The organism is Maritimimonas sp. 2210JD6-3, assembly GCF_056591795.1.
The window spans coordinates 1-26555 of sequence record NZ_JBWQOJ010000022.1; the positions used below are offsets into that span (position 1 = coordinate 1).

Below are 26555 nucleotides of genomic sequence, written 5' to 3' on the forward strand. Positions count from 1 at the left end.
CAGAGCTACAGCACAGAAATATAACGCCTTAGGACTAGCTGATTATGCTGCTATGGAAGCTTTTGTAAGATATCATTTTTAGTTTAGGAATTTGATGGCAAACAAAATGTTATATAATGAGCCTTACTATGAACTAATCTCTGACAATAAGTTTTGTAACGAAAATTTATTCTTGAAATATGTAAACTGGTTATTGGGTGAGTATGATTTGCATTTATATGAGGAGCTTCCTGAGGGGGTAATTATCCATACTCCAAATGGGTGGTTTCATGCGCTTAGAAAGAAGGAAAGTTCGAAGAGAATTGAATTTGAATTAAAAGTTGTCAATAGATCAAAAAAAACCTGTCTAGAATATTTTCAAAAGGCTTCTGAGTTGTTTCATAGCGTTCATGAATGCTATAGTTGTAAAAATTAAATAAATGTCTGCGTCTATAACAATAAAACACTTATCGAATATAACAGGATTTTCTATTTCTACTGTTTCAAAAGCATTGAATAACAGTTATGAAATAAGCAATAAGACCAAAGAAAAAATAACTTCTGTTGCCAAAGATTTAAATTATAGACCAAATACCATTGCAAAGGCTTTAAAAAAGAAAAAGACTCGAATAATAGCTCTTATCGTTCCAAAAATAAATACCATTCTTTATTCGGATATCCTATCAAAAATTCAAAAAAAAGCATTTGATAAGGAGTACCGAGTTATTATACTTGAATCTTTTTATTGTGAACATAGACAAGCGCAATGTTTCGAATCTATTGCAGATGGTAGTGTGGATGGGGTTATTGTATTAAACTCTTTAGATATGAGGGGGCCACTTGACAAAATGTTCATGTCAAAACAACACTATCTCTCTCTTCCTTTTGTAGAGATAAGTATTAATGAATTTGAGTACAATGTGAATGATGAATTTATTTCAAAAAAATGTTTTAACAAATTAATAAAAGAAATTAATAAACATCAAAATTAAATTAGTTAGTTTTATGAAGATTATAGCAGATAGTGGCTCTACGAAATGTGATTGGGTGTTAATTGATGAGAACGGCAATCGGATATTAAAAGAAAGGACGCATGGCATCAATCCATTACTTCTTGATTTTAATAAGATAGTTTATAATATAAGTACAGCAAAAGAACTTTGTACATATAAAAATAAGATTACTGAAGTTCTTTTTTGTGGAGCCGGATGTACCGAAGATGAGCCAAAAGAATTATTAAAAAAAGCATTAACACAATATTTTCCTAAATCCAAGATCAAAATAGAAGAAGATCTATATATAGCCGTTTACGGTACTACAAATAAGGCTGGGGTAGTTTGTATTTTAGGTACTGGTTCTAACTGCTGTTATTTTAATGGTACAGAAATCATAAAAAAAATACCCGCATTTGGGTATAGCCTTATGGATGATTGTAGTGGTAATTACTTTGGAAAAAAATTACTCAGGAGCTACTATTACGGGAAAATGCCAGAAAAAATTCAACAAATTTTTTTCGAGTCTTTTAATTTGAGTGAGAAGATGGTTATGAATGGCTTGTACACTAAAAATAACCCAAGCGCGTATCTGGCATCTTTCGCTTCTTTTTTGATTGAAAATCAAGATGATAATTACTTAAAAACAATAATAAATCAGGGAATTAATGACCTGTTCAACAACCTAATAGATGCATACCATCAAGAGTTAAAAAGAGTTCCTTTACATTTTGTGGGTACAATAGGGTATATGCTTCAATCTCACTTAAAGGAAGAAGCCATAAAAAGAGGATATAAAGTTGAATCTTTTGTTAGAAGGCCAATAGAAAGAATGGCTTTTGTGTTACAAAATGAACCCAATTCACTCATTAATTAGTAATATACTCTGTTTGATTATGAAAAGATTAAATCATATTTCTAATAAAATTACTTCGGTAGCTCCAGGTAGAATTTGTTTGTTTGGTGATCATCAAGATTATCTTGGTTTACCAGTTATAGCATGCGCTATTGATCGTTATATTAAATTAGAAGCCATAGAAAATGATTTAGGTATTTTTCAGAGTGTTTACACCAGATACTTGTCAGACAAGAGAAATAGATACAACAGTTTTTAAACATAACCTTGATGCAAAATAATTATTTATTTGCAGCTGTTAGTGTTTTAAAAAGATTTGGATGTATTTTCAAAAAAGGATATGATGTAACACACCAGTGCCGAAATCCTGCCATACATTTTTTTGATCATTGACTGAAAAACTTGGGGTTCGTTCTGTTTGTAAAGGGTTTTCATACCACTGTTCAGAACCACCTGAATGTTTATTAAGAGCAGTATATCCCATTTTTTTAAAGTAGTATCTAAAGGTATTTGATTAGCTTGCTCACAGTTCATCGAAAATCTTTCTAAATTCGCCCGCAGTATTAATTACAACTTGTAATGAATGTTTGATAAAAATAAAAATATAAAAGTTGGGAGAGATATAAATATAAATATTAGTAATGATTTAGAACAATTGAATAGGGTAGGCTTATTAGAAAAGAAAAAAGAAAGTTCAATTATTATCGATAAAGAGAATAAAGCAAAATGGAAAACAGCTTTAAACTATTTACTTTTTTCATTAGTTCTTTTCATGATATTATATTTTTCTCTCCCTATTTTGTTTCAATTTTTAGCTGAAAAGAGTGAAAACGGAATATTTAAAAATGTCTTTCTAAGTTCAATTCCTCAAAATGTTCAGTTTATTATAACTACCATATTAGCGATAATTCCAATTTTTACACCATTGACAAGATTACTTGACGATAATGACACTCAAAAAAAGCATAGAGAAATTATCAAAAAGATTAATGTTTTACTGAAAGAAAAAGAGTATTTAAACCAAGATTAAGCTAGTTTTATGGAGGAAATATTTCACATAGTGAAACAAAAAAGGGTCTCAATTTCTTGAAACCCTTGTCATTGCTAGTAGCGGGAACTGGACTCGAACCAGTGACCTTCGGGTTATGAGCCCGACGAGCTACCTACTGCTCTATCCCGCGATTTATATTTTAAAATCAAGTTATTCATACTTGATTGTTTTGTTGTTTTGTCTCAAAACTAAAGTAGGTACTTTATCCTGAGCGTAGTCGAAGGATACTGCTCTATCCCGCGATGTGGACGGCAAAGATACATATATTTCATAGTTATTTGCAAGTATTTTTATAAAAAAGAAAGCCAAACACAGTGAGTGTTTGACTTTCAATCATTTGAATTAGTAAATTTTAATGGTTAGCCATTCATTGAGATCAAAAACTCTTGATTATTTTGAGTGAATTTAATCTTTTCGCTAATGAATTCCATAGCTTCAACAGGATTCATATCTGCAAGGTATTTACGCATTACCCACATACGCTGAACAGTCGTTTCGTCTAATAGTAAGTCATCTCTACGCGTACTAGATTTCACAAGGTCAACTGCTGGGTAAATTCTTCTGTTAGATATATTTCTATCTAACTGTAATTCCATATTACCAGTACCTTTAAATTCCTCGAAGATTACTTCGTCCATTTTAGAACCAGTATCAGTTAAGGCAGTAGCAATTATAGATAAAGAACCACCATTTTCTATTTTACGAGCAGCGCCAAAGAAACGTTTTGGCTTGTGTAGTGCATTTGCATCAATACCACCAGAAAGAATCTTTCCAGAAGCAGGGGCAACCGTGTTATATGCTCTAGCTAAACGTGTTATTGAATCTAATAAGATAACAACATCATGTCCACACTCTACCAAGCGTTTGGCTTTTTCAAGAACAATATTAGCTACTCTTACATGTTTATCAGCAGGTTCATCAAAAGTGGAAGCAACAACTTCTCCTTTTACGTTACGCTGCATGTCGGTAACTTCTTCTGGTCGTTCATCTATTAATAGTACTATTTGATACACTTCAGGATGATTTGCTGCAATTGCATTTGCAATATCCTTAAGTAACATTGTTTTACCAGTTTTAGGTTGTGAAACGATCATACCACGTTGTCCTTTTCCTATAGGTGAGAATAAGTCAATTATTCTGGTCGAAGTAGAACTCCCTTTTTCAGCGAGATTAAATTTTTCTTTTGGAAATAGAGGCGTTAAGTGTTCAAAAGCAACACGATCTCTTACAATACTAGGGTCTAATCCATTGATTAACGAAACACGAATTAATGGAAAGTACTTTTCTCCTTCTTTAGGAGGTCTTACATTTCCTCTTACGGTGTCTCCAGTTTTTAAGCCAAATAATTTTATTTGAGATTGTGATACATAAATATCATCCGGAGAACTTAAATAATTATAATCAGAAGAACGTAAAAATCCATATCCATCAGGCATGATCTCTAAAACACCTTCACTTTCTATAATACCATCAAATTCAAAATCGGGATCACGGTATTTTCCATGACGCTTATTCCCTTTTTGATGTTGATTTTTTGCGTTGTTGTTATTTCTAGCCTTATTTTCTCTACGTTGTTCAGGTTTAGGCCTGTTTTGTTTTTCTGCTTCAGTATCCTTTGCTTTATCCTCTTCAATACTAGGTTCTTTTTTCGCAGCTACGGGAGTACTTTTAGTTTCTTGTGATTGGGGATTTAAAGGACTTTCTTTTGAAATGGTTTCGGATTTAGTGCCTTCAGTAGGTTTCTCATTTCTTGGTCTAGAAACTCTTTTACGTTGCGGTTTTGGCTTTCTTTCTGTTGTATTCTGTACAGGAGGGTTAGCAGCTTGTACTTCTAGAATTTGATAAACTAGATCTAGTTTTTTTAATTGACGAAACTTTGATACACCAATTTTTTCTGCTATTTCTTGTAATTCAACAAGCTTTTTTTCTTTTAATGATTCAATTTCAAACATTAGAGTCTGTATATGTAAATAAGGTTTAGATATAAAAGGAATATTCCTTTGCGAGTTTTATAATAAATTATAACAATGATTTGATAAGTATGACGCTTTTGTAGAGAAGTAATACCTACATTAACGCTGCAATTATACAAATTTATTTTTACTTACAAACTTTATTTCTTAAAAAGATTCATGTATTTTTGCGCTTATTATTTTAAAAAATGATACAAAGAATACAGAGCGTATATTTATTATTGGTAGCTATTTTATCTGCGGGATTAATTTTTGTTTTCAATTTATGGAAACAGAACGATGCCGTTGTGTATGCTTTTAACTTGTTAAATAATAAAGACGTATTCTTAAAAATGGTTCCAGTTTTTTTTATTGTTGTAGCATTAGTATCGCTGTTTTCTCTATTCATGTTTCGCAATAGAAAGCTTCAATTTATACTGAATCGATTTAATATTTTGATTAATCTTTTTTTACTAGGAATATTGTTATACTATGTACTAAGTTTATCTGGAGAGATGAATAATATCTCAGAGAAGGGTATTGGGCTTTTCTTACCTATTCTAAATGTGTTGCTATTGGTGTTTGCTAATAGAGCAATACAAAAGGATGAAAATCTCGTAAAATCTGTAGATAGATTACGATAATTCTAACATCTTAGTTATATTGTGTGTAAAGGCTGTTATTATTTAATAGCCTTTTTTATTTCTGTATATAAAAAAGCCCAGAGAATTTAAATTCTCTGGGCTCATTTTTTTGCAAAACTCAACTTGCGTCGAGTATATTTTTGCAATACAAACTTGGAGTAATTAGAGATTGTCGCTAAACATTAAAATATACTCCTTGCAGTAATAAGGGGAGACAGGAAGGGGATAAATAAAAACATACATTTAAATATATCTCTATTTAATAAAATTTAGGAGATTCCTACCTCGTTGACTAAAGTAATAAAATATTGGTTGTGATGATTAATAATATCAAAAAAATTAAAAAATCATAAAAAACTGAAATACAGTATTTTAAATACTTATGATGTAAAAATTATTAACATTTATTTGTAGTTATCAACAAAATTTAGTTTTATTTGCGCGTTTTGAATACTAAAACTCATGGTTTCTGGGTAGAAACTCATGGTTTCTGGGTATTTTTAAAAATCATTGTTTTCACTATTGTTTTGAAGTTTAATCGCCAATACATTTGAAATGTCTGACACATGCTAAACATAACTCTAAACTAACTCAGGATTAGTCAGACTTTTTATAATAACTCTTAAACTCCCTTTATCATGAAAAAAGTACTACTTGTTTGTGCTATGGCTTTTGTATTTGCATCTTTTACAAATATAGAAAACCCAAAAGAAATCTTAAAAGACATTGACGGAACCTTACTAGAATCGTACGCGGTGATAGATAATGAAGCAAAGACAATAACATTTACTGTCGATGCGAATACTACAGTGAGTTCAGCATTGGTTGATGGTGAATTTAAAATATACTTAATTGAAAATGGTGATTCAAAACAAAGTAAAGAATATATCCTATCTATTAAGGGTAATGGCTCTTTAAGTTTTGATAGTTATTTTGAAGGTAGTTTTGACGTGGCCTCAATTGTAGAAGCTAATTCTAAATTATTAGTGTCAAAGAAACCTAAAAAAAAGGTTTTCTAAATTTCAATTAATATTTTAAAAATAAATCCGATGCAAATTTGCATCGGATTTTTTGTTTTTTACACAATATAAGCACTGCTTTTGTGTTTATATGATTAACTAAACGATGTTAAAAAATGGACAGTCTTTTAGACGATAAAATTGCAGTACATATAGCTGATGATCATCAAATACTAATTGATGGCGTGATGGCAGTATTAGAATTAGAACAAGATATCGAGGTAGTTGGGTATTCTTTAAATGGAAATCAAGTGTTGGATTGGTTTCATGAGCATAGTGCCGATGTATTGGTGTTGGATATTAATATGCCTGAATTAGATGGTATTGAAGTATTAAAGAAGTTTGCTACGTTTGATGATGTACCGCATGTTATTATTTTATCAAGTTATGATGATATCAAATTGGTAAAAGAGGTGTTGGGGATGGGCGCTAAGGGTTTTGTTCCTAAAAAGTCAGCAGGTGAACATATCGTAAAGGCTATTCGAAAAGTCTTCAATGGGGAACAGTACTTTAGTGATGATATCAAGGAAAAAATGATGAAAACCTTAATTGGTAAGCCCATGGGTGATCAAAAAAATCCAGAAGGCGTGTTGATCAATTCCTTAACTAGAAGAGAATTTCAAATATTAAAACTCATTGCGCAGCAATATACTACACGAGAAATTAGTGAAGCCCTACATATTAGTGAAAGTACGGTGGAAACTCATCGCAAAAACTTGATCCGTAAAGTTAATGTAAAAAATAGCGTTGGTTTGGCTATTTTTGCTATGAAAAATCAAATAGTATAATTTAGTTGGTTAATGGATGATCGAATAAATATTTAATTCAATGTTCACTAGAACTTTAAGTTATAACTCTAAATGGACGTTATTTTATTTTTTGATAATGCTTGTTTTTTCTCTAGATGTAGTTGTATGTCAGCAAGTAAATTTAGAGAAAGTAATAGCTTATAATAAAATAGAAAGTGCAATTAATGCAAAAGATTATGAACAGGCTATTGACATTGTTCAAAGATTAAAAGAGACTCACCTATTTCAAGAACTAGAAAATAGTTTAGAATTAAATTTAAAGCTTGCCGAAATTTATATTGATAACAGCCAACAAGAAATGGGAGTTTCAATACTTCTAGAAAATCTGAATAGAATTAAAGGTGAGGGTTTGAATAAGTATTTCATTAAGTACACTACTTATTTAGGAGAGTTATTTGAAGAAGAAAGAAATTTTGATAAGGCTTTACAATATTTTAACTTAAGTTCTCAAAGATCAATTTTGGTTAATGACTCAATCAGTCTTTTAAATAGTTATTTAAATATTGGTAGAGTCTATTATAATTTAGAAAATTTAGATACTGCGAATTATTACTTTACAAAAATTACTGAACTTTCTTCTGAAACAAGTGATAAAGATTTAATAGCCAAAGCATATAATAATTTGGGTGTTATTGCAAGCGATAAGGGAGATTTTGATACCTCAGAGAAATTCGGTCAAAAATTTTTAGAGATTAGAAAAAGCCAAAATGATCCGGTTTTAACTGCTAGTGCTTTTTTAAATTTAGGTGGTATTTATTATGGTAAAAAAGAATTTAAGAAATCAAAGGAGTTGTATATAAATGCTTTAGATTTGATTAAAAACGATTCAAGTATAAATGGTCTAGAGACAAAGAATCTGTTGTTATATAATTTAGCCTATGTAAATGAAGAGTTAGATCAATTTGAGCAAGCTTATTACTATCTAGAAAAAGCTACGGATTTATATGATAGTCTTACTCAAAAAGCAATCTCTAAAAATATTTCAGAAATCGGAGCTAGGTTTAATTACGAAAAACAAGAGAGTATAGCAAAAGAAGAGAAACAAAAAAGAGAAAACGCACAATTACGTTTTTACGGTGCAGCCTTCGCCTTCCTTTCTTTATTAGTCTTATCTTATATTTTCTATCGCAACTATCGTTTAAAACAACAAAACAAGTTAGAACACTTAGAAAACGAATCGCAAACCAAAATTATCAATGCAACGGTAGATGCTAAAGAAAAAGAACGTAAAGCGATTGCTGAAACCTTACATGATAGTGTAAGTGCATTACTTTCCTCTGCAAATCTGCATTTACAAGCAACGAAAGCACAATTAAAAAAAGAAGCGCCTCAAGAAATTACCAAGGCACAAGCTATTGTAAATGAGGCATCGGTAAAAATTAGAGACCTCTCTCATGAACTTATTTCTTCGGTGCTATTAAAGTTCGGGTTGGCTTTTGCCGTGCACGATATGTGCCAGAAATATTCAAACTCAGAAATTACCTTACATAGTGATGATGATGGTATAAAACGTTATGACCCAGATTTTGAAATAAAAATTCACAATATTGTTGAAGAACTCGTCAATAATATTTTAAAACATAGTAAGGCATCAAATGCTACTATTATGTTGGCGCATCGAAATAATGATATGCTGAGTGTACGTGTTAGTGACGATGGTATTGGGTTTAATCCTAAGACAGTACGAGGTAAAGATGGTCTTGGGTTGAGTCATATAGAAGCACGAATAAAAGTGATGAAAGGTGTTTTTAATATCATTTCTTCAAAAGAAAATGGTACCAATATTTTTATTTCAGTACCTATTAAGTTTAAAGAGCAGATAGTCTAAGCTCTTTGTCCTAATTCAATTACTTCAAGGTCTTTAACCTCTTTTTTATCGATTGTAAAACGTAACATAGTTCGTACATTATGAAAACCATGTTTACCTGCAGCCCCAGGATTCATATGTAGTAGGTTTAGTTTGTGATCTCTCATAACCTTTAAAATATGTGAATGGCCACATATATAAAGATTGGGTTTATGTGCTAACAATAGTGTTTTTACTCTTTGATAATATTTTTCGGGATAGCCTCCAATATGCGTTATAACTACAGAAACATCTTCTACCTTAAAAATACTGTCTAACGGAAATTCATTTCGAATTGTCTTGTTATCTATGTTTCCATAAACAGCGCGTAAGGGTTTTATGCTTTTAATAGCATCTGTTACTTTTAAATCACCAATATCACCTGCATGCCATACTTCATCTGCTTGATTTACGAATTTTAGTATTTGGGCATCTATATAGCTATGCGTGTCAGATAAAAGTAAAATACGTGTCAATTTTATGAATGAATTAAGAATTAGAACTTTGTGTTTTTATATCTTTGCTAGTTACAAAAATAGAACTTCTTGAGATACTTTATTGAGCTTTCTTATAATGGGAAAAATTATCATGGTTGGCAATTACAGCCTAATGCAAGTTCAATTCAAGAAGAGGTTAACAAAGCAATTTCTACGTTAGTGCGCAAAGAGATCAATGTAATAGGAGCGGGTAGAACAGATGCTGGGGTACATGCAGAACAATTGTTTGCCCATTTTGATTTTGATGAAGATATAGATCGCATCGAGCTTACAAAAAGAATGAATGCCTTTTTGCCAGATGCTATTGTGATTAAAGATATTATCTCAGTAAAAAAAGATGCACATGCAAGGTTTGATGCTGTAAGTAGAAGTTATGAGTACAGAATCTGGTTAGGTAGAAATCCGTTTTTGGTTGATACAAGGTGGCAGTTGTATGAACATAACTTAGATATTGAGGCGATGAATGATGCTGCATCGATTTTAAAAGAATATACAGATTTTAAGTGCTTTTCAAAATCTAAAACAGATGTAAAAACATATAATTGTAAAATTACTGAGGCGTTTTGGAAACAGAAAAAAAATGAACTAATATTTTACATAACCGCTGATCGATTTTTAAGAAATATGGTTCGCGCCATAGTGGGTACTTTAATTGATGTAGGTTTGGGAAAAATAACGATAACTGATTTTACAAATATTATTGAAAGTAGAGATAGAACAAAAGCTGGTTTTTCTGTTCCAGCACAAGGATTATTTTTAACTAAAGTTTCATACCTTAAAGAGATATTTTTATAGCGAATGGCAAGTAAAGTAACTGGAAAAGTTTTTGATGTAAAATTATTTAAAAGGATACTTTCGTATGTTAGAAAGTATCGTCTTTATTTTATAATAGCCGCTTTTTCTGTAATTACTGGAGCATTTCTCGCTGCTGCAAATCCAATTTTATTAAAAGAGATTGTCAATAATTTTTTATCGAACAGAGATGCGAATGGATTATTGAATTATACGTTGTTAATGCTTTTAGTGTTGATTTCGCAAGTTCTTTTTCAGTTTATGTTTATCTATTTTGCGAATTGGTTAGGGCAGCATATTATTAAAGATATACGCACAGAGCTATTTGATTATATGCTTCGTTTTAAAATGCAATTTTTCAATACTTCACCTGTTGGGAAATTAGTAACAAGGGTTGTATCTGATATAGAAACCATAGCCAGTATTTTTGCGCAAGGTCTTTTTATGATTATTAGTGATCTGCTTACAATGCTCGTAATTTCATGTGTTATGCTTTGGATGAATTGGAAACTAGCGATCATAGCTTTCGTTGCTTTGCCTATACTAGTGTATGCTACAAAAATTTTTCAAAAAGCAATGAAATCTGCTTTTATCGATGTGCGTAATCAGGTTTCTAATTTGAATACTTTCGTTCAAGAGCGAGTTACGGGCATGAAAATAGTTCAGCTTTTTACACGAGAAAAAGTAGAGTATGAAGCGTTTAAGGCAATTAATAACAATCATAAAAAAGCATGGATACGAACGGTATGGTACAATTCTATATTTTTTCCTATTGCCGAAATAATTCCTTCTATAGTTGTAGGTTTAATTGTTTGGTTTGGTGGGTTGAGAGCTGCAATTGATTCTTCAGTAACAGCTGGCGAGATTATTGCTTTTATTATGATGTGTCAAGGGTTGTTCAGACCGCTACGTCAAATAGCTGATAAGTTCAATACATTACAAATGGGAATGGTAGCCGCAGATAGAGTTTTTAAACTACTAGATACTAAAGATCAAGAGATTGACAATGGTAAACAGTTGGCAAATAGTATAAAAGGTAGTATTGAGTTTAAAGATGTACACTTTAGCTATATAAAAGAGGAACCTGTATTAAAAGGAATATCGTTTAAGGTGGAAGAAGGAGAGACGATTGCTGTGGTTGGTGCTACTGGGGCAGGAAAATCTACAATTATAAATTTATTAAACCGCTTTTATAATATTGATTCTGGTACAATATGTATTGATACTATTCCTATAAACGAATTTGAACTTCATTCTTTACGTGATGAGATTGCGGTGGTATTGCAAGATGTTTTCTTATTCTCAGATACAATCTATAACAATATAACGCTAAATGATAACTCCATCACATTAGAAGACGTTAAAGAAGCTGCCAAAATCATTGGGGTACATGATTTTATTATGAGCTTACCAAATAACTATCACTATAATGTAAAAGAAAGAGGGGTAATGCTTTCGGCAGGTCAACGGCAATTAATTGCTTTTTTAAGGGCATATGTTAGTAACCCGAGAATATTGGTATTAGATGAAGCTACTTCTTCTATAGATTCTCAATCTGAAAAACTGATTCAAAAAGCAACGAATAAAATTACGAAAGGACGCACTTCGATAGTTATTGCACATCGATTAGCCACCATTAAAAAAGCAGATCGAATTATAGTAATGGAAAAAGGAGAAATTGTTGAGCAAGGAACTCATAAAGAACTATTAAAACAAAAAGGGTATTATAGTAAATTATATGAAATTCAATTTGCTACTGCTTTAGCGAGCTAATTACTACTACTCAAGATCCTCACGTAAAATATCAATCAATTTCTGCGTATCTTCAAATAAGATAAATTCACCATTTTTCACATAAGATATCTGTCCGGTTTCTTCAGACACTATTAAAGCAACAGCATCTGAGCGCATGGTAATACTAATAGCTGCCCTATGTCTGAGACCAAAACGAGCAGGTATTTGTAAATTGTTATCGATGGGTAATACCACTCTGGTAGCCGTTATAATATTATCTTCTACAACAATGGCACCATCATGCAATGGGCTGTTCTTATAAAAAATACTCTTTAATAAAGGTTTATTAAGTTCGGCATTCATTTTGTCACCCGACTGCTTTACAAAATCTAAATTGCTGTTTCGTTCAATCACAATCAAAGCACCAGTTTTGGTTTGAGCCATTTCCTCACAAGCTTTCACAAGCGTATTAACATCGGTTGTTATAAATTCATCAGATTTTAAAAAGCTTAGTTTTTTAAGAAGCCCTTTTCTCGAAGCAAGATTGGTCGAGCCAATAACAAGAAGAAACTTTCGAATTTCTTGTTGAAATACTATGATCATTGCAATAAAACCTACTCCTAAAAACTTACCCAAAATATCGCTGAGCAGTTCCATTTTAAGTACTTCAGTAAGTTTCCAGATGAGATAAATAATGGCGATCCCTAAAAAAATATTGATAGCTACGGTATCTCTAATTAACTTGTAAACATAGTAGAGTAGTAGTGCTACTAAAACAATATCTAAAATGTCTAAAAATCGAAAATTTACGAAGTCAAGTGCGTCCAAGCGATCATAAGGTTTTTGTAAATGTAACAATTATTTATACTACTTTACAAAAATGATATTTTTACTATTGACAGATTTATTAAGATTGTATTTGAGATTGTTTTTCAGAAATTAATATAGGATATTTACTCCTAATATTTTCAAATTTTTCCTTTAGTATCAAATTACTTTTATCTTTTCTATAATTGGTTTCGATCTCTTTAAAGCTTTTTCCATAAAGCGATAAAGAAAGTTTATTTCGCAATTGATAATACGCAGCATTTAGTTCATTTTGAACAGCAATATAGGTCCCATAAGAAGATTTTCTACTCGCTACCAATTCTATAATAGCTTTTGCAGGATGGTCAGATAGATGCTTCTTTTTTGTGCCACTGCACCAATCACAAATGTTTCCGTTTTGATCTTTACCGCCAGCATTGTCAATAAATTCAATTACGTTTAACTGAATATCACCCAGCGCTGTTTTTTCTGTACCTTCAATAAGAATTTCATTATTCTGATTGATAAAAATTTCAAAAACATTTCGTTCGTTTAAGGTGATATTAACGTTCGATTCTTTGTCTGGTAATTGCTTTAGAATACCGATGTCATTATCCATTGTAGTACTTACTAGAAAAAAGATCAATAATAAAAATGCAATATCTGCCATAGATCCTGCATTGATTTGAGGAGATTCATAATTGCTCATAATAATAGGTGTTAAGATGTTCTCTTTAAAACCACAAAAATAATGCCGAGCAACTATCGTAAACTATTGTTTTAAGGCTTCAACAATTTTTATAGCCTCTATAGCTTCTTTTACATCATGAACACGCAAAATGGAGCTTCCTTTTAATAGTGCAATTGTATTAGCAGAAGTCGTTGCGTTTAACGCTTCTTGTGCAGAAGTATCTAATAATTTATAAAGCATTGATTTTCTTGATAAACCCGTTAATATGGGTAATTCAAGCATTTTGAAAAGAGCTAGCTTATTAAGTAATTCAAAATTATGTGCTAAAGTTTTTCCGAAACCAAACCCTACATCAATAATAATGTCATTTACTTTTAGATCTCGTAACTGTTTTACCTTTTCTGAAAAAAATAATAGTATATCTTGGGTAATATCTTTGTAATGAGGATTTTGCTGCATGTTTTGAGGAGTGCCTTGCATGTGCATTAAGATATAAGGAACATTGAGCGCTGCAACCGTATTAAACATATTGCTATCATATGAACCCGCAGAAATGTCATTAATAATAGCAGCACCATATTCTATAGATTGCTTTGCAATAGTGCTCCTAAAGGTATCTATAGATACTAATGCCTCGGGAAAGTTCTTTAATAATAACTCAATGATAGGTAAAATACGTTTACGTTCTTCATCTTCTTCAACATGTTTAGCGCCTGGTCTTGATGAATAACCACCTATATCTATAAATGTGGCGCCTTCTAACAGCATTTGTTCAACTTGAATTAGTATGGCTTTATCTGTTTTATACTTACCTCCGTCATAAAAAGAATCTGGAGTAATATTTAAGATACCCATTACTCTTGGAATGGATAAGTCTATTAATTTTCCCTTACAATTTATATACAGAGACATTGTTATTTAACGAATTTTGACTTTTATTTTAAGTTTCTGAAATGCTGTTTTTTGAGCATTTTTTTGATTTTTTTTAACAAAAAAGACAAAAATATATATTATATTTGTGTATTCTCTCAAATCTTCGAGAGGTATTATAAATGTTTAGCGACATATAATTGTTAAGGCTGCTGTAAAGCAGCCTTTTTTATTTACAAATAGTACTAGTGTTAGTCAAGTAAAAATACATATTTGAAAAACAATATATGCGTAGTTTTTTATAAATTCGTTCGATAATTTAACAAAAGCTTCATGCAAGAGACAATTGAGCAGTATGACGAAATAGTAGCTACGTGTAGAACGCTGTTTATCAATAAAATGAAAGATTATGGAAGTGCTTGGAGAATACTGAGGCTTCCATCATTAACCGATCAAATTTTTATCAAAGCACAGCGTATAAGGCAATTGCAAGAAAATAAAACACGTAAAGTCGATGAAGATGAAAAGCCTGAGTTTATGGGTATTATTAATTATGCTGTGATGGCACTCATACAGTTAGAAAAGGGAGTGGTTGAACAACCTGATTTAAATGTAGCTGAAGCAACTCAATTATATGATAAGCACATTAGCGTTACCAAGAGTTTAATGCAAGATAAAAATCATGATTACGGCGAAGCTTGGCGTGATATGCGCATTAGTTCATTAACTGATTTGATTCTTCAAAAACTTTTACGAGTAAAACAAATAGAAGATAATAAAGGAAAGACATTGGTTTCTGAAGGGATTGATGCGAATTATCAAGATATGATTAATTATGCCGTTTTTGCATTAATTTTAATGAATATATAGATGAAAATTTTAGTTCAAATTGTTCGTGTTTTTGTTGCAATAACTTTTATTTTTTCTGGTTTTGTAAAACTTGTTGACCCAATTGGTTCTCAATATAAATTTGAAGAATATTTTAGTGCTGGGGTATTAAATTTAGAGTTTTTGATTCCGTATGCGTTACCTTTCTCTATACTGCTTATACTTGCAGAGATTATGTTAGGTGTGATGCTGTTAATTGGTTTTAAATCTAAAATTACAGTATGGAGTTTATTTGTATTAACATTGGTATTTCTATTTCTTACGTGGTATTCTGCCTATTATAATAAGGTAACAGACTGTGGTTGTTTTGGTGACGCGATAACATTAACACCTTGGGAGACCTTCTATAAGAACATACTTTTAATTGTTTTAATAGCTTTTTTAGTATTTAAAAATAAACTAATCACACCTTTTGTCAGTGAAAAGATCACCAAATTAGTAACAATTTTAAGTTTTGCTTCCTTTTTATATATTGTCTATCATGTATTGATACATCTGCCAATTATCGATTTTAGAGCATATGCTGTTGGTAAAAATATTCCAGAGGGTATGACTGTACCCGATGGGGCAAAGAAAGATAAATATGAAGACACTTGGATCTACAATGTAAATGGAGAAGAGAAAGAGTTTACTACCGAAGAAAAACCTTGGGAACTAGAAGGAGCTACTTTTGTAGATAGAAAAACAAAACTTTTAGAAAAAGGATACGAGCCACCTATTCATGATTTTACCATGGAAAAAGAGGGTGAAGATTTGACGCAGCGCCTCATGAAATTAGATAAATTAATGTTGATGGTTATGTATAATATTTCAAAGACAGATACAGAGAATTTAACAGCAATCAAAGAACTCTCAAATATTGCTATGCAAGAAGGGTATGAAGTTTTTGCTTTTTCGGCTTCTCCAAAAGAAGAGTTTGACGTTTTAAAAGAAGAATATGGTTTTAATTTTGAACAACTTTTTTGTGACGAGACAACTATAAAAACAATGATTCGAGCAAATCCAGGTATTGTAACTATTAGTAAAGGTACTATTACAGGCAAATGGAATGCTAATGATATTGAAAAAGTAAAGTTCTAACTATGAAGCAATTATTGCTTGTTTTTGTTGGCGGTGGCTTTGGTAGTATTGCCAGATTTTTAGTATCTAAATACTTTAATAGTGAAACTTCAGGCATTCCTTATGGAACATTTTTTGCCAATGTTTTAGGAAGTTTCTTAATAGGATTGATTTTAGGATTTGCTGCTAAGAACGATACACTTTCTCAAAATCAATTGCTGTTATTAGCGACGGGTTTCTGCGGTGGTTTTACTACATTTTCTACCTTCGCTTATGAAAATCATGTGTTTTTAAAATCAGGAGATTTTCTGAATTTCTTTTTGTATGCAGTGGGTAGTTTTATAGTAGGATTTGCTGCTGTATTCTTAGGGATGTTTTTAGTAAAGTAAAAGCCTAAGTACAAAATTACTTAGGCTTTTGTTTTATTCTGTATAGTTTCTTTTTATAATCCGAAAACCAATGTAGCAGTAAATCGATCATTGTTAATATCTAGATTTGCAGGATCTGCAGTTGCAATATCTTGAAATTTAAATTGATCTGAAGTTTCTGAGTTTTGGTATGATAAATCTAAACGCGTATTACTTCCAAATTTAAAACCAACACCAAAAGAATATCCAGTTACATCACCATAACTTCTTTTAATAGTGTTGTTTGGAGATTGTTTAAATGGACTTTCAGCAAAGCTATAACCACCTCTTAAACTCACATTATCAAATCTAAACTCGCCTCCTAATCTAAATTCTGAAGCACCTTTTAAACTTGCTCTTACATCTTGATTTTCTCCATTAAAGTCCACACTAGGTCTTATTTTAATATTTGCATAATCTTTATAAGTATAATCAAAACTAATGAGACCTTGTTTACCAAAAATATAGGCCAAACTACCTGTTAATTTTGCTGGTGTCGTGATATTATAATCTAATTCAGATAAGTCTAAAGGGTTAAAAGTTTCTTCTTCACGATTAAAAAATGTTACTTGGTCATTTTCACCTAATATTTCTGTAAGGCTATACCACGTAGGTGACTGTACAGAGATACCCAATCGAACTTCTTGTGATGGTTTTGCTATAATACCAGCACTAAAGGATACACCGCTACCAGATGTGAGTAATCTTTGTGTAGCTAATACATCAAAAGTATTACCATCTATATCACTATTTAATTCTTCAGCTTGAGCGAATTGCACAAAATCAATAGTATGTGTATTAATGGCAGCACCTATATATAATTTATTTTCTAACTCTGATGCAAATGATAAGGTGAACTTTCCATTTTCACCATTGCTTTGATTGGTAAATAACTGTTCTTCGGCATTTTCAAAAACTACATCGGAGTCATAAAAATCTGTTAATGGAGTAAAAGGACTAGTTCCTTGAATAATCCAATTATTTTCAAAATCATTAGCTAAACTGTAATTAAAGCCTATGGCAAATTTAGTCCAGTTTGAGCGTCTATTAGCATCAAATACTAAAACTCCTCCACCTTGAGTGAGATTAGAATACGTATCTTCATTTAATAAGGTATTTCCATAGAAAGAAGTTTTAATATCTGTACCTCTCACACCAAAAGAAATTCCGAATTCCGAATTTTTGAAAACCGCTGTTCCCGCAGGATTGATGCCTATTGCTGATAAATCACCACCTAGTGCACCGAAGGCTCCTCCCATAGCATTAAATCGTGCTGTGCCATTATCTATAGTATTTGAGAATAAAATAGCAGCATCACTATAACTTAGGGCTTGATTCTCTATATTTTGAGCAGTAATTGCCCAAGAGGATAGTAATCCTCCTATAAGGAAAATAAATTTTTTCATTCGTATTTAAATTTTCTCGGTTATTGTCTTCTTGAACTTGAAGATCTGGTTGCTGATCGAGATGAACTACTTCTTGAAGAAGAACTTCTAGTTGCAGAAGATCTGCTACTTGAGCTTCTACTCGGTGAAGATCTATAGCTTCTACTAGGAGTTTTCGATGATCGATTGCTTCTATAAGAGTTACTTCTCGATCTCGAGTTGTAGGTTCTTGTTCTACTACTTGAACTTCTTGGTGATATGCTTCTCTGTGAAGTTCTTGGTCTATAGATAGAAGACGATGTTCTTGTTCCAGAATTTCTTCTAATACTATTAGATCTAGTTGGGCTTGTTGAGCGCCTTACTTGTGAGCTACTTCTCCTTGCAGATGTTGATGATCGTCTTACACCAGGAGAAGAATTTCGTACTCTAAAATCTTGTCTCGAAACAGGATTTCTTGTTATTGAAGATCTTCTAGTAGATGATGTGCTTCTACGAACACCACTAGTACTGCCACGTCTATATGTATTTGAATTTCTATTTCTATTTGCAATAGTTCTTGAACTCGTTCTAGCACTATTTCTTCTATTAACAGAAGTTCCTAAACGGTTAGTAGCATTATATGCATAACGTCTTCCGTAATTATACCTATTACCGTAAAATCTATTTCCATAAAATCCACCATAATATCTACCTCCATAAAATGGGCGGTTCCACCATCTGTTATATCTGTATGGGTTACCCCAGAAGCCTCCATAGCCTATACCGAAGCTACCACCCCACCATGGGTCATAAAATCCGCCGTAACCCCAGTTGTTCCAGCCCCAGCCCCATCTGTTACCATATAACCAAGGATCATTCCAACCCCAACCCCAGTTGTTCCAACCGTTGTTAAAACCAGAATTAATACTTATAACGACTTGATCTGTGTGCTCCCAAGCACCGTTTTGATTTTCTTCGTCATAGTAAATTGAATCTACATCAGTAAAAACATCATCTTCTGTAATATCAGCATAACGCTCAGCTTCTCTTTTAAAATAATCTTGATAAGCTGATGAATTTTCATTGTTTACCACAACTACTTTTTTATCTTCTGATGCGTAAATTCCGTCATCTTCAGTTGCGGTTGATGCTTCTCTATATACAATACATGATGTGGTAGAACTTAATAGGATAAGACCTAATAAAGTTAAGAATAGGGGTTTTCTAATGGTGTAATTATTTAATTTCATATCCAATGGCTTTTTCTTATTGTAAATTACAAATTATATTTAGCTTTGTAGGCGATTAATTTGTGATTTATTTAACACAATATCTGTGCCAAACATACAATATGGGTAAAAATTTAACGAAAAGAAGCGAAGATTATTCTAAATGGTATAACGAATTAGTGGTGAAAGCTGATTTGGCTGAAAATTCAGGAGTAAGAGGTTGTATGGTAATCAAACCTTATGGATTTGCGATTTGGGAGAAAATGCAAGCAGAATTAGATAGAATGTTTAAAGAAACAGGTCATCAGAATGCCTATTTTCCGTTGTTTATACCTAAATCTTATTTTAGTAAAGAAGCAAGTCATGTTGATGGTTTTGCAAAGGAATGTGCAGTTGTTACACATTATAGACTAAAGAATGCTGAAGATGGTAAAGGAATTGTAGTTGATGAGACTGCAAAACTAGAGGAGGAGCTTATTGTGCGACCTACTTCAGAGACGATCATCTGGGATACCTATAGAAAATGGGTGCAATCGTATAGAGATTTACCCATTTTAGTGAATCAATGGGCAAATGTTGTTCGTTGGGAAATGAGAACTCGATTGTTTTTAAGAACCTCTGAATTTCTTTGGCAGGAAGGTCATACGGCGCATGCTACAGAAAAGGAGGCTATAAAAGAAGCAGAGCAAATGCAAGGTGTTTATGCTGATTTTGTAGAAAACTTTATGGCTGTACCTGTGATTAAAGGAACAAAAACCGAAAGTGAACGTTTTGCTGGAGCATTAGAGACCTACACAATTGAAGCATTAATGCAAGATGGTAAGGCCTTACAAGCGGGTACCTCTCATTTTTTAGGACAGAATTTCGCGAAAGCATTTGATGTAAAGTTTGCATCGAAAGAAGGAAAACAAGAGTATGTTTGGGCTACATCTTGGGGTGTTTCTACACGATTAATGGGGGCACTTATTATGACACATTCTGATGATCATGGATTAGTACTACCTCCAAAATTAGCACCTATTCAGGTGGTAATTGTGCCCATTTATAAGGGAACGGAACAGCTAGAAGCGATCTCTGCCAAAGCTGATATCATAATGCGTGAATTAAGAGCGAAAGGAATTACGGTAAAGTTTGATAATCGAGATACGCATAAACCAGGATGGAAATTTGCAGAATATGAATTGAAAGGTGTGCCATTACGTATAGCGATGGGGCAACGCGATTTAGAAAATGGGACAGTTGAATTGGCTCGTAGAGATACATTAACAAAAGAAACAATCGCTCAAGAAGATATTACTGCTACCGTAGATTCACTTTTAAAGGAAATTCAAGAAAGTCTTTATAAAAGAGCATTAAATTATAGAGATGAACATATTGAAGAGGTGAATTCATTTGAAGAATTTAAAAATGTAATTGAAAATAAAGGAGGTTTTGTTTCTGCGCATTGGGATGGAACTTCTGAAACTGAAGAAAAGATTAAAGAATTAACTAAGGCAACCATACGCTGTATCCCTTTAGATACTAAAGAAGAAGATGGAAATTGTGTTTTTTCGGGCAATAAATCTATAAGAAGAGTACTTTTTGCGAAGGCGTATTAAATTTTTTTAAAAAGTACTTGCAGAGAATAAAAAATGTTTTATTTTTGCACTCGCTTAATAAAGTTAAAGCAACATAATGGCCCGTTCGTCTAGGGGTTAGGACGCCAGGTTTTCATCCTGGTAACAGGGGTTCGATTCCCCTACGGGCTACAAATTGAAAAGTTAAATCGTGTATTTGTTTATTCGCTTAGCAAAGAAGAAAACTAAACGATTAAACGGTTAAACAAATAAACAAAATAAGATGGCAAATCATAAGTCAGCATTAAAGAGAATTAGAAACAGCGAAACGAAGCGCTTACGAAATAAATTTCAGCATAAAACAACGAGAAATGCTATAAGAAATTTACGCGCCGAAACAAAGAAAAAAGACGCTGAAACACAGTTACCATTGGTAGTAGCTATGATTGATAAATTAGCAAAAAAGAATGTTATTCATAAGAATAAAGCAGCTAATTTAAAATCTAAGTTAACTAGATATGTAGCAGCTCTTTAATTTTAAAGATTTTAAAATATTTAAAAAGACAGCTTATTTGCTGTCTTTTTTGTTTTGATAAAATTGTTATTCAATATGTTTGGGTAGGACTTTCTCTGTTACGAGTGTTCTATTTGAAATGTTGAATGATGAAAAGAGAACTTGATACTAGCGATATTACCTACGTCTTAATGGGTAAGGAAGCCATCATGCTTTACAAAACATCTGTAAATACACTTAAAAGCACTAAAGAGGTACTTTTTAGGGTAGGAGCATACAGTAGTATTAAAAAGTTTGTTAACGACTCTAAAGAGTGGGATGATTTTATAGAAATCTCTAAAGAAGATTTCCTAGAATTAAGAAGACATATTTCCGAAAAGGAAAAAAGTGTAAAGCAGAAAAAAAATAACTTTATATACAGGTTTTTTAATTCTTAACTACCAATCATAGGTTCTATCTGCATCTAGGCGGATAAATATAAATAGCAATAATGTAAAGCCCCAAAGTGATGAGCCTCCATAACTAAAAAATGGAAGTGGAATCCCGATAGTTGGTATAAGTCCTATTACCATACCAACATTAATCATAAAGTGAAAGAAGAATATAGTTGCTACGCAATAGCCAAAAATACGACTGAATTTTGATTTTTGTCGTTCTGCTAATTGAATGATACGTAAAATAAAGGCAGTAAAAATTAATATGATTGCTGTGGTACCTAAAAATCCCCATTCTTCTCCAACAGTACTAAAAATATAATCAGTATGTTGCTCTGGTACGAAGTTACCTTGGGTTCTATCACCTTCTAAAAAACCTTTTCCAGTAAGACCGCCAGAACCAATTGTAACCATAGATTGATTGGTATTATAGCCAATACCTTGTGTATCTGAAGTTTTTCCTAAAACGATCGCAAATCGATCTCTATGGCGTTGCTCAAATACATTATTATAAACATAACTAACACTAAAAATAAAGAGGGCAATCGCAATATAAACCATTAAAAATTTGATCCACTCACGTTTAAATATATTACTATTCGATCTCGCTAGATAAATAAAGAAAAGGGTAACAAGAGATAATACAATACTTAAAGAATACTTTAAACCTAATACTAGAGTTACTACAAATAAGATGATGGCAGTTAGGCCAATACCCATATAATATGTAGGAAGACCTTCTCTATACATCACAAAAACAAGCGAAAAAAATATCAATGCAGATCCTGCATCTGGTTGTAAAATGATTAAAATGGATGGTACGGCTAAAATAGCAAATGCTCTTAACTGCATTCTAAAGTTTTTAAGGTCATTATTTGGTTCAGATAAAAAATTCGATAACGCTAATGCTGCTCCAACTTTTGCAAATTCTGAAGGCTGTAAACTAATACCGCCAAAGTTATACCATGATGTGGCACCATTAATATTTGCCCCAAATAAGAATAGTCCAATAAGTAGCACTAAAGTGCCCAAATAAATTATACCCGCAAAACGTTCATAAAACTTAGCATCTATAGAAAGCGTGAGAATAATAAGTACTAAACCGAATAACATCTTTTGCAAATGTTTGCCAGCTAACGTAGAGAAATCTATAATTGAAGTATCGTTTTGACCAACGGTGGCAGCATAGATACTGATCCATCCAAATAGTACTAAGACTAAGAAAAGTAAGACCAATACAACATCAACACCAGCAAATATGTTACTCTTTCTTTTTCTCAACGAATTATGACTTTATAGTTTCTTGCTGCTTTTTTAATTCCTGCTGGCTTTTTAGTTCTTGTTGTCTTAGATATTCTTCTCGAAGCTGTTTTTGAATTTGAATATTTCTATCGTATTCATCTTGAATACTGCCCTCTAACATTCGTTTTTCTTCCCAAGGTCTTGTAATTTCGCCTTTAATATATTTTTCTATCATTAATGTAGCAATAGGTCCTGCCCATCGAGAGCCCCAATAACCGTTTTCAACAAACACTGCGATGGCTATTTTGGGATTATCTTTAGGTGCAAAGGCAATAAATACGGAGTGATCTTTAAGTTGTTCTCTAATACCTTTGTAGCTTACAAAATTTTCGGCCGTTCCAGTTTTACCACAAATTTCTATGTCTTTTACTTTTGACCATCTTGCCGTACCTCCAGGATTTTCAACAACGTTAAACATACCTTCTATAACAGGTTCAAAATGTTTTGAATCGATTGTTGTTCTTTTTGGTTTTGTAAATTTTTCTATTTGAATAGGTTTACCATCTATTTTCTTTAAGATATGTGGTGTATAGTAGAATCCTCTATTGGCAATAGTAGCTGTCATGTTTGCAAGTTGAATAGGCGTAGTTAATATTTCACCTTGGCCAATAGCATTCGATATGATAGTAGGAGCTCTCCAACTTCCGCTAGGATAATAGCGATCGTAAAATTTGGCGTCGGGAATTAATCCTCTTTTTCCTGTAGGTAGATCATATCCTAAAAAATTTCCTAAGCCAAAACTCTCAGCATGTTTATTCCAGATATCGGTTCCTTCGGCTGCTGTATCGTATTTTTCTATACTTCGTCTAAAAACATTCGCAAAATAGGAATTACATGATTTATAAATACCTTTATTTAAACGAATTGGAGCTCCATAAACACCACAATGACATCCCATAAAATTACTGGCTGCACGTCCATATTTATAGCCGCCATAGCAATAGAATGGCGTTTGCGTATCTATAACTCCCTCTTGTAATCCGATAAGGCCTGTGATAATTTTAAATGGAGAACCTGGAGGATATTGCGCTAACAAACTTCTATCATACATAGGTTTGTTAACAGAATCATTTAATAATAAAGTAGAATTTACTCTTCGTTTTCTACCTACCATTAAATTAGGATCAAAAGTTGGAGTAGATATAAGCGATAAAATTTCGCCAGAAGAAGGTTCAATGGCAACAATTCCGCCACGCTTATTAGTCATTAAAGCTTCACCATATCGTTGTAAATCAATATCAAGTGTAAGTGTTAAATCTTTACCAACAATGGCTACAGTATCATAAATACCATCTTTATAAGGACCAATATCTTTGTTAAATCTATCTTTTTGAATATACTTAACGCCTTTTACACCTCTTAGAATTTCTTCGTACTCTTTCTCTATGCCATTTACACCAATATATTCTCCTAATTGATAATAAGGATTCTTTTCAAGAAAAGACTCATTAGCTTCACCGATATATCCTAAAACATTAGGAGCGCTTTTCACAGGGTATTCACGTAAGGATCTTTTCTGAATATAAAATCCTTTGTAGTGATACATTTTCTCTTGAAGAAACGCATAGTTTTCTTTAGAAACTTGTGCTAAAAATACGGAAGGAATACGTCTAGAATATGTAGTGGCTCTTTTAATTTTTTTAATGTAATCTTCCTTGCTAATTTGTAAAAGGTTACAAAATTCGGTAGTATCTATCGCTCTTACATCTTTAGGGATGATCATGATATCGTAGGTAGGCTGATTGGCAACTAATAGTTTTCCTTTTCTATCATAGATATAACCTCGTTGCGGATAGTCATATTTTATTTTAACTGCTGCATTGTTTAATGGAGAAGCTCTATAAGTATCATCAACTACTTGTAAATAAAAGAGCCGAAAAATATATAAGATACTTATTGCTATAATCGAAAAATATGCCCAATACTTTCTATCCATTTACTTCTTTCTTGTTAATAGTATAACGCTAAATAGGGTTAAAATTATTGTAAATATACTTGTTAAAAAAGTTCGAGATAGAATAGTTTTAAAATGCCCTACTTGAAAATATTCTAAACTAAATATTAATAGGCTATGAATAAAGACTAAAATAGATACGAATGAGAGTATTTTTAAAAAGGGTAGTTTGGTAATATCAAATACAGGAAAATCAATTTCTTGTTTACGTAAAATTCGTTTAAGTAGCGGTAATCTAATATAGCCTACAAACAATGTTGCTGCTGCATTTATACCTCCAGAATTTAAAAAGAAATCGATTGATAGCCCTAATAAAAAACACAAAAAAAGAAAAACTCCACGATCTTTTCGGTAAGGAAAGATTACCACAAACAATATATATAAAAATGGGTTGATATAACCTCTAAATAAAACATTGTTTAGTATTGTTACCTGAAGTATGAGTAACCCAAAAAACAATAATATGCTTTGTAGTATATTACTATTCATCAGATTTTTCTTTCAAATTTTCTATTTCTTCTTTGTAAAGACTAACAACAACATTAACAGGTCCTATGGCACTCATGTCATTAAAAAGCTTAATATTTACAAAACGATAATCATTATTCTCAATTTGAAAATCTTGAACAATACCAACGGGTATTCCTTCTGGAAAAATGATAGATTTTCCACCTGTAATTACAGTATCACCTTTTTGAACATTTGCTTGTACAGGTAAATCAGCAAGTTGCATGATATTATAATCGTTACCATTCCATTCTAAAGAACCAAAGTGTAAGTTTTTTGTTAGTCGAACATTGATTTTTGAGTTCTCATTCAAAATTGATTGCACTGTGGCAAAATTTTCTGAAACGGTTTGCGTAATCCCAACAATTCCTTTACTGTTAATAACAGCTTGATCGAATAGAATACCATCTTTCTCTCCTTTATTAATAGTCAAATAATTATACCGTCTATTATATTGGTTATCAATAACTCTAGCTGAAAGGTATAAATATCGTTGGTGGTACTTTACGGAGTCAGCAATGCTTTTAATTTCTACTGTGGTATCTATATTTTGTTGCGCGATAATATTTTTTAACCGAGTATTCTCTTCGAGTAACTGTTGATTATACTCGTCTAAATTTGAATATTCTTTAAAGTAGTTTATTCTATCAAAAATACCACCAGTTATGGCATTAGCAGAATTAATAAATTTACTACGATGATAAGAATGATTTTTAATGGTGAGCGAAAGCGCTATAAACTCTAGCAACAAAAAAAATAGAAAGTACTTGTACTTTATAATAAAGTTTACAATTTGCTGCAT

28 protein-coding genes and 2 tRNA genes are annotated in these 26555 nt (G+C 32.0%); 17 read left to right on the forward strand and 13 right to left on the reverse strand.

Annotation, left to right across the window (positions count from 1 at the left end):
• The first annotated feature begins 419 nt into the window (after positions 1–419).
• Genes AC1EUY_RS10120 through AC1EUY_RS10130 form a run of 3 tightly spaced genes read left to right on the forward strand, consistent with a single transcriptional unit; the run spans position 420 to position 2086 of the window.
• Complete coding sequence (locus tag AC1EUY_RS10120; protein ID WP_480195414.1) at positions 420–971, forward strand: LacI family DNA-binding transcriptional regulator; 552 nt, start codon at positions 420–422, stop codon at positions 969–971.
• Between the two features lie 13 nt (positions 972–984).
• Positions 985–1848 (forward strand): N-acetylglucosamine kinase, encoded by an 864-nt coding sequence (locus AC1EUY_RS10125; RefSeq protein ID WP_480195415.1) that lies wholly within the window; start codon positions 985–987, stop codon positions 1846–1848.
• 19 nt (positions 1849–1867) lie between these two features.
• On the forward strand, positions 1868–2086 hold the full coding sequence (locus AC1EUY_RS10130; RefSeq protein ID WP_480195416.1) for a galactokinase family protein: 219 nt from the start codon (positions 1868–1870) through the stop codon (positions 2084–2086).
• Positions 2087–2155: 69 nt separating this feature from the next.
• Here the strand turns inward: AC1EUY_RS10130 and AC1EUY_RS10135 are convergent, their stop codons facing one another.
• A complete protein-coding gene (locus AC1EUY_RS10135; protein ID WP_480195417.1) occupies positions 2156–2311 on the reverse strand; it encodes a hypothetical protein in 156 nt (51 codons plus the stop codon).
• Positions 2312–2410: 99 nt separating this feature from the next.
• Here AC1EUY_RS10135 and AC1EUY_RS10140 point away from each other — a divergent pair, with 99 nt between their 5' ends.
• Positions 2411–2857, forward strand: a complete 447-nt coding sequence (locus AC1EUY_RS10140; protein ID WP_480195418.1) for a hypothetical protein — start codon at positions 2411–2413, stop codon at positions 2855–2857.
• 78 nt (positions 2858–2935) lie between these two features.
• On the opposite strand, the gene AC1EUY_RS10145 is transcribed toward AC1EUY_RS10140, so the two are convergent.
• A tRNA-Met gene (locus tag AC1EUY_RS10145) sits at positions 2936–3008 on the reverse strand.
• Positions 3009–3237: 229 nt separating this feature from the next.
• The gene (gene rho, locus AC1EUY_RS10150) at positions 3238–4830 is read right to left on the reverse strand and encodes a transcription termination factor Rho (protein WP_480195419.1); all 1593 of its coding nucleotides are present in this window, start codon (positions 4828–4830) and stop codon (positions 3238–3240) included.
• 209 nt (positions 4831–5039) lie between these two features.
• On the opposite strand from rho, the gene AC1EUY_RS10155 reads away from it, so the two are divergent.
• From AC1EUY_RS10155 to AC1EUY_RS10170, 4 genes are all read left to right on the forward strand, one after another.
• Entirely contained in the window at positions 5040–5474 is a 435-nt protein-coding gene (locus AC1EUY_RS10155) for a DUF4293 domain-containing protein (protein WP_480195420.1), read from the forward strand.
• Between the two features lie 638 nt (positions 5475–6112).
• The gene (locus AC1EUY_RS10160; protein ID WP_480195421.1) at positions 6113–6493 is read left to right on the forward strand and encodes an Ig-like domain-containing protein; all 381 of its coding nucleotides are present in this window, start codon (positions 6113–6115) and stop codon (positions 6491–6493) included.
• A gap of 116 nt (positions 6494–6609) precedes the next feature.
• On the forward strand, positions 6610–7281 hold the full coding sequence (locus AC1EUY_RS10165; RefSeq protein ID WP_480195422.1) for a response regulator: 672 nt from the start codon (positions 6610–6612) through the stop codon (positions 7279–7281).
• Positions 7282–7378: 97 nt separating this feature from the next.
• Entirely contained in the window at positions 7379–9130 is a 1752-nt protein-coding gene (locus tag AC1EUY_RS10170; RefSeq protein ID WP_480195423.1) for a tetratricopeptide repeat-containing sensor histidine kinase, read from the forward strand.
• Here AC1EUY_RS10170 and AC1EUY_RS10175 read toward each other — a convergent pair.
• A complete protein-coding gene (locus AC1EUY_RS10175) occupies positions 9127–9624 on the reverse strand; it encodes a metallophosphoesterase family protein (protein WP_480195424.1) in 498 nt (165 codons plus the stop codon). The genes AC1EUY_RS10170 and AC1EUY_RS10175 overlap by 4 nt on opposite strands.
• A 69-nt stretch (positions 9625–9693) precedes the next feature.
• On the opposite strand from AC1EUY_RS10175, the gene truA reads away from it, so the two are divergent.
• Together truA and AC1EUY_RS10185 are read left to right on the forward strand one after the other, a co-directional pair.
• Positions 9694–10440, forward strand: coding sequence for a tRNA pseudouridine(38-40) synthase TruA (truA, locus tag AC1EUY_RS10180; protein WP_480195425.1), 747 nt, complete (start codon positions 9694–9696; stop codon positions 10438–10440).
• A gap of 3 nt (positions 10441–10443) precedes the next feature.
• Positions 10444–12210: an ABC transporter ATP-binding protein gene (locus AC1EUY_RS10185; protein WP_480195426.1), complete on the forward strand. Its 1767-nt coding sequence runs from the start codon at positions 10444–10446 to the stop codon at positions 12208–12210.
• A 6-nt stretch (positions 12211–12216) separates the two neighbouring features.
• On the opposite strand, the gene AC1EUY_RS10190 is transcribed toward AC1EUY_RS10185, so the two are convergent.
• The 3 genes from AC1EUY_RS10190 to folP form a co-directional block, all read right to left on the reverse strand.
• Positions 12217–13029, reverse strand: a complete 813-nt coding sequence (locus AC1EUY_RS10190) for a diadenylate cyclase (protein ID WP_480195427.1) — start codon at positions 13027–13029, stop codon at positions 12217–12219.
• A 49-nt stretch (positions 13030–13078) separates the two neighbouring features.
• Positions 13079–13687, reverse strand: a complete 609-nt coding sequence (locus AC1EUY_RS10195) for an ExbD/TolR family protein (protein ID WP_480195428.1) — start codon at positions 13685–13687, stop codon at positions 13079–13081.
• A gap of 63 nt (positions 13688–13750) precedes the next feature.
• Entirely contained in the window at positions 13751–14575 is an 825-nt protein-coding gene (folP, locus tag AC1EUY_RS10200) for a dihydropteroate synthase (protein ID WP_480195472.1), read from the reverse strand.
• A gap of 297 nt (positions 14576–14872) precedes the next feature.
• Here folP and AC1EUY_RS10205 point away from each other — a divergent pair, with 297 nt between their 5' ends.
• From AC1EUY_RS10205 to crcB, 3 genes are read left to right on the forward strand one after another with little or no spacing between them, the layout of a single operon-like run.
• A complete protein-coding gene (locus AC1EUY_RS10205) occupies positions 14873–15409 on the forward strand; it encodes a DUF1599 domain-containing protein (protein ID WP_480195429.1) in 537 nt (178 codons plus the stop codon).
• Positions 15410–16507 carry a BT_3928 family protein gene (locus tag AC1EUY_RS10210; RefSeq protein ID WP_480195430.1) on the forward strand — a complete coding sequence of 366 codons (1098 nt, stop codon included), beginning with the start codon at positions 15410–15412 and terminating at the stop codon, positions 16505–16507. It begins immediately after the preceding gene.
• A gap of 2 nt (positions 16508–16509) precedes the next feature.
• Positions 16510–16875, forward strand: coding sequence for a fluoride efflux transporter CrcB (gene crcB, locus AC1EUY_RS10215; protein ID WP_480195431.1), 366 nt, complete (start codon positions 16510–16512; stop codon positions 16873–16875).
• A 53-nt stretch (positions 16876–16928) separates the two neighbouring features.
• On the opposite strand, the gene AC1EUY_RS10220 is transcribed toward crcB, so the two are convergent.
• The gene (locus AC1EUY_RS10220) at positions 16929–18299 is read right to left on the reverse strand and encodes an OmpP1/FadL family transporter (protein WP_480195432.1); all 1371 of its coding nucleotides are present in this window, start codon (positions 18297–18299) and stop codon (positions 16929–16931) included.
• A gap of 20 nt (positions 18300–18319) precedes the next feature.
• Complete coding sequence (locus AC1EUY_RS10225) at positions 18320–19507, reverse strand: hypothetical protein (protein WP_480195433.1); 1188 nt, start codon at positions 19505–19507, stop codon at positions 18320–18322.
• A 101-nt stretch (positions 19508–19608) separates the two neighbouring features.
• Between AC1EUY_RS10225 and proS the strand changes: the two genes are divergently transcribed.
• The 4 genes from proS to AC1EUY_RS10245 all read left to right on the forward strand — a co-directional run bounded on the left by proS (position 19609) and on the right by AC1EUY_RS10245 (position 21993).
• On the forward strand, positions 19609–21084 hold the full coding sequence (gene proS, locus AC1EUY_RS10230; RefSeq protein WP_480195434.1) for a proline--tRNA ligase: 1476 nt from the start codon (positions 19609–19611) through the stop codon (positions 21082–21084).
• Positions 21085–21162: 78 nt separating this feature from the next.
• Positions 21163–21234: transfer RNA gene (locus AC1EUY_RS10235), tRNA-Glu, on the forward strand.
• A gap of 91 nt (positions 21235–21325) precedes the next feature.
• On the forward strand, positions 21326–21577 hold the full coding sequence (gene rpsT, locus AC1EUY_RS10240) for a 30S ribosomal protein S20 (protein WP_480195435.1): 252 nt from the start codon (positions 21326–21328) through the stop codon (positions 21575–21577).
• 128 nt (positions 21578–21705) lie between these two features.
• Positions 21706–21993 carry a hypothetical protein gene (locus AC1EUY_RS10245; protein WP_480195436.1) on the forward strand — a complete coding sequence of 96 codons (288 nt, stop codon included), beginning with the start codon at positions 21706–21708 and terminating at the stop codon, positions 21991–21993.
• Here the strand turns inward: AC1EUY_RS10245 and rodA are convergent, their stop codons facing one another.
• From rodA to mreC, 4 genes are read right to left on the reverse strand one after another with little or no spacing between them, the layout of a single operon-like run.
• Positions 21994–23271, reverse strand: a complete 1278-nt coding sequence (gene rodA / locus AC1EUY_RS10250) for a rod shape-determining protein RodA (protein ID WP_480195437.1) — start codon at positions 23269–23271, stop codon at positions 21994–21996.
• 4 nt (positions 23272–23275) lie between these two features.
• Positions 23276–25228: a penicillin-binding protein 2 gene (gene mrdA / locus AC1EUY_RS10255; RefSeq protein WP_480195438.1), complete on the reverse strand. Its 1953-nt coding sequence runs from the start codon at positions 25226–25228 to the stop codon at positions 23276–23278.
• On the reverse strand, positions 25229–25735 hold the full coding sequence (gene mreD / locus AC1EUY_RS10260) for a rod shape-determining protein MreD (RefSeq protein WP_480195439.1): 507 nt from the start codon (positions 25733–25735) through the stop codon (positions 25229–25231).
• The gene (gene mreC / locus AC1EUY_RS10265) at positions 25728–26501 is read right to left on the reverse strand and encodes a rod shape-determining protein MreC (protein ID WP_480195440.1); all 774 of its coding nucleotides are present in this window, start codon (positions 26499–26501) and stop codon (positions 25728–25730) included. Before mreC ends, mreD begins: the two co-directional genes overlap by 8 nt.
• Positions 26502–26555 lie beyond the last annotated feature (54 nt).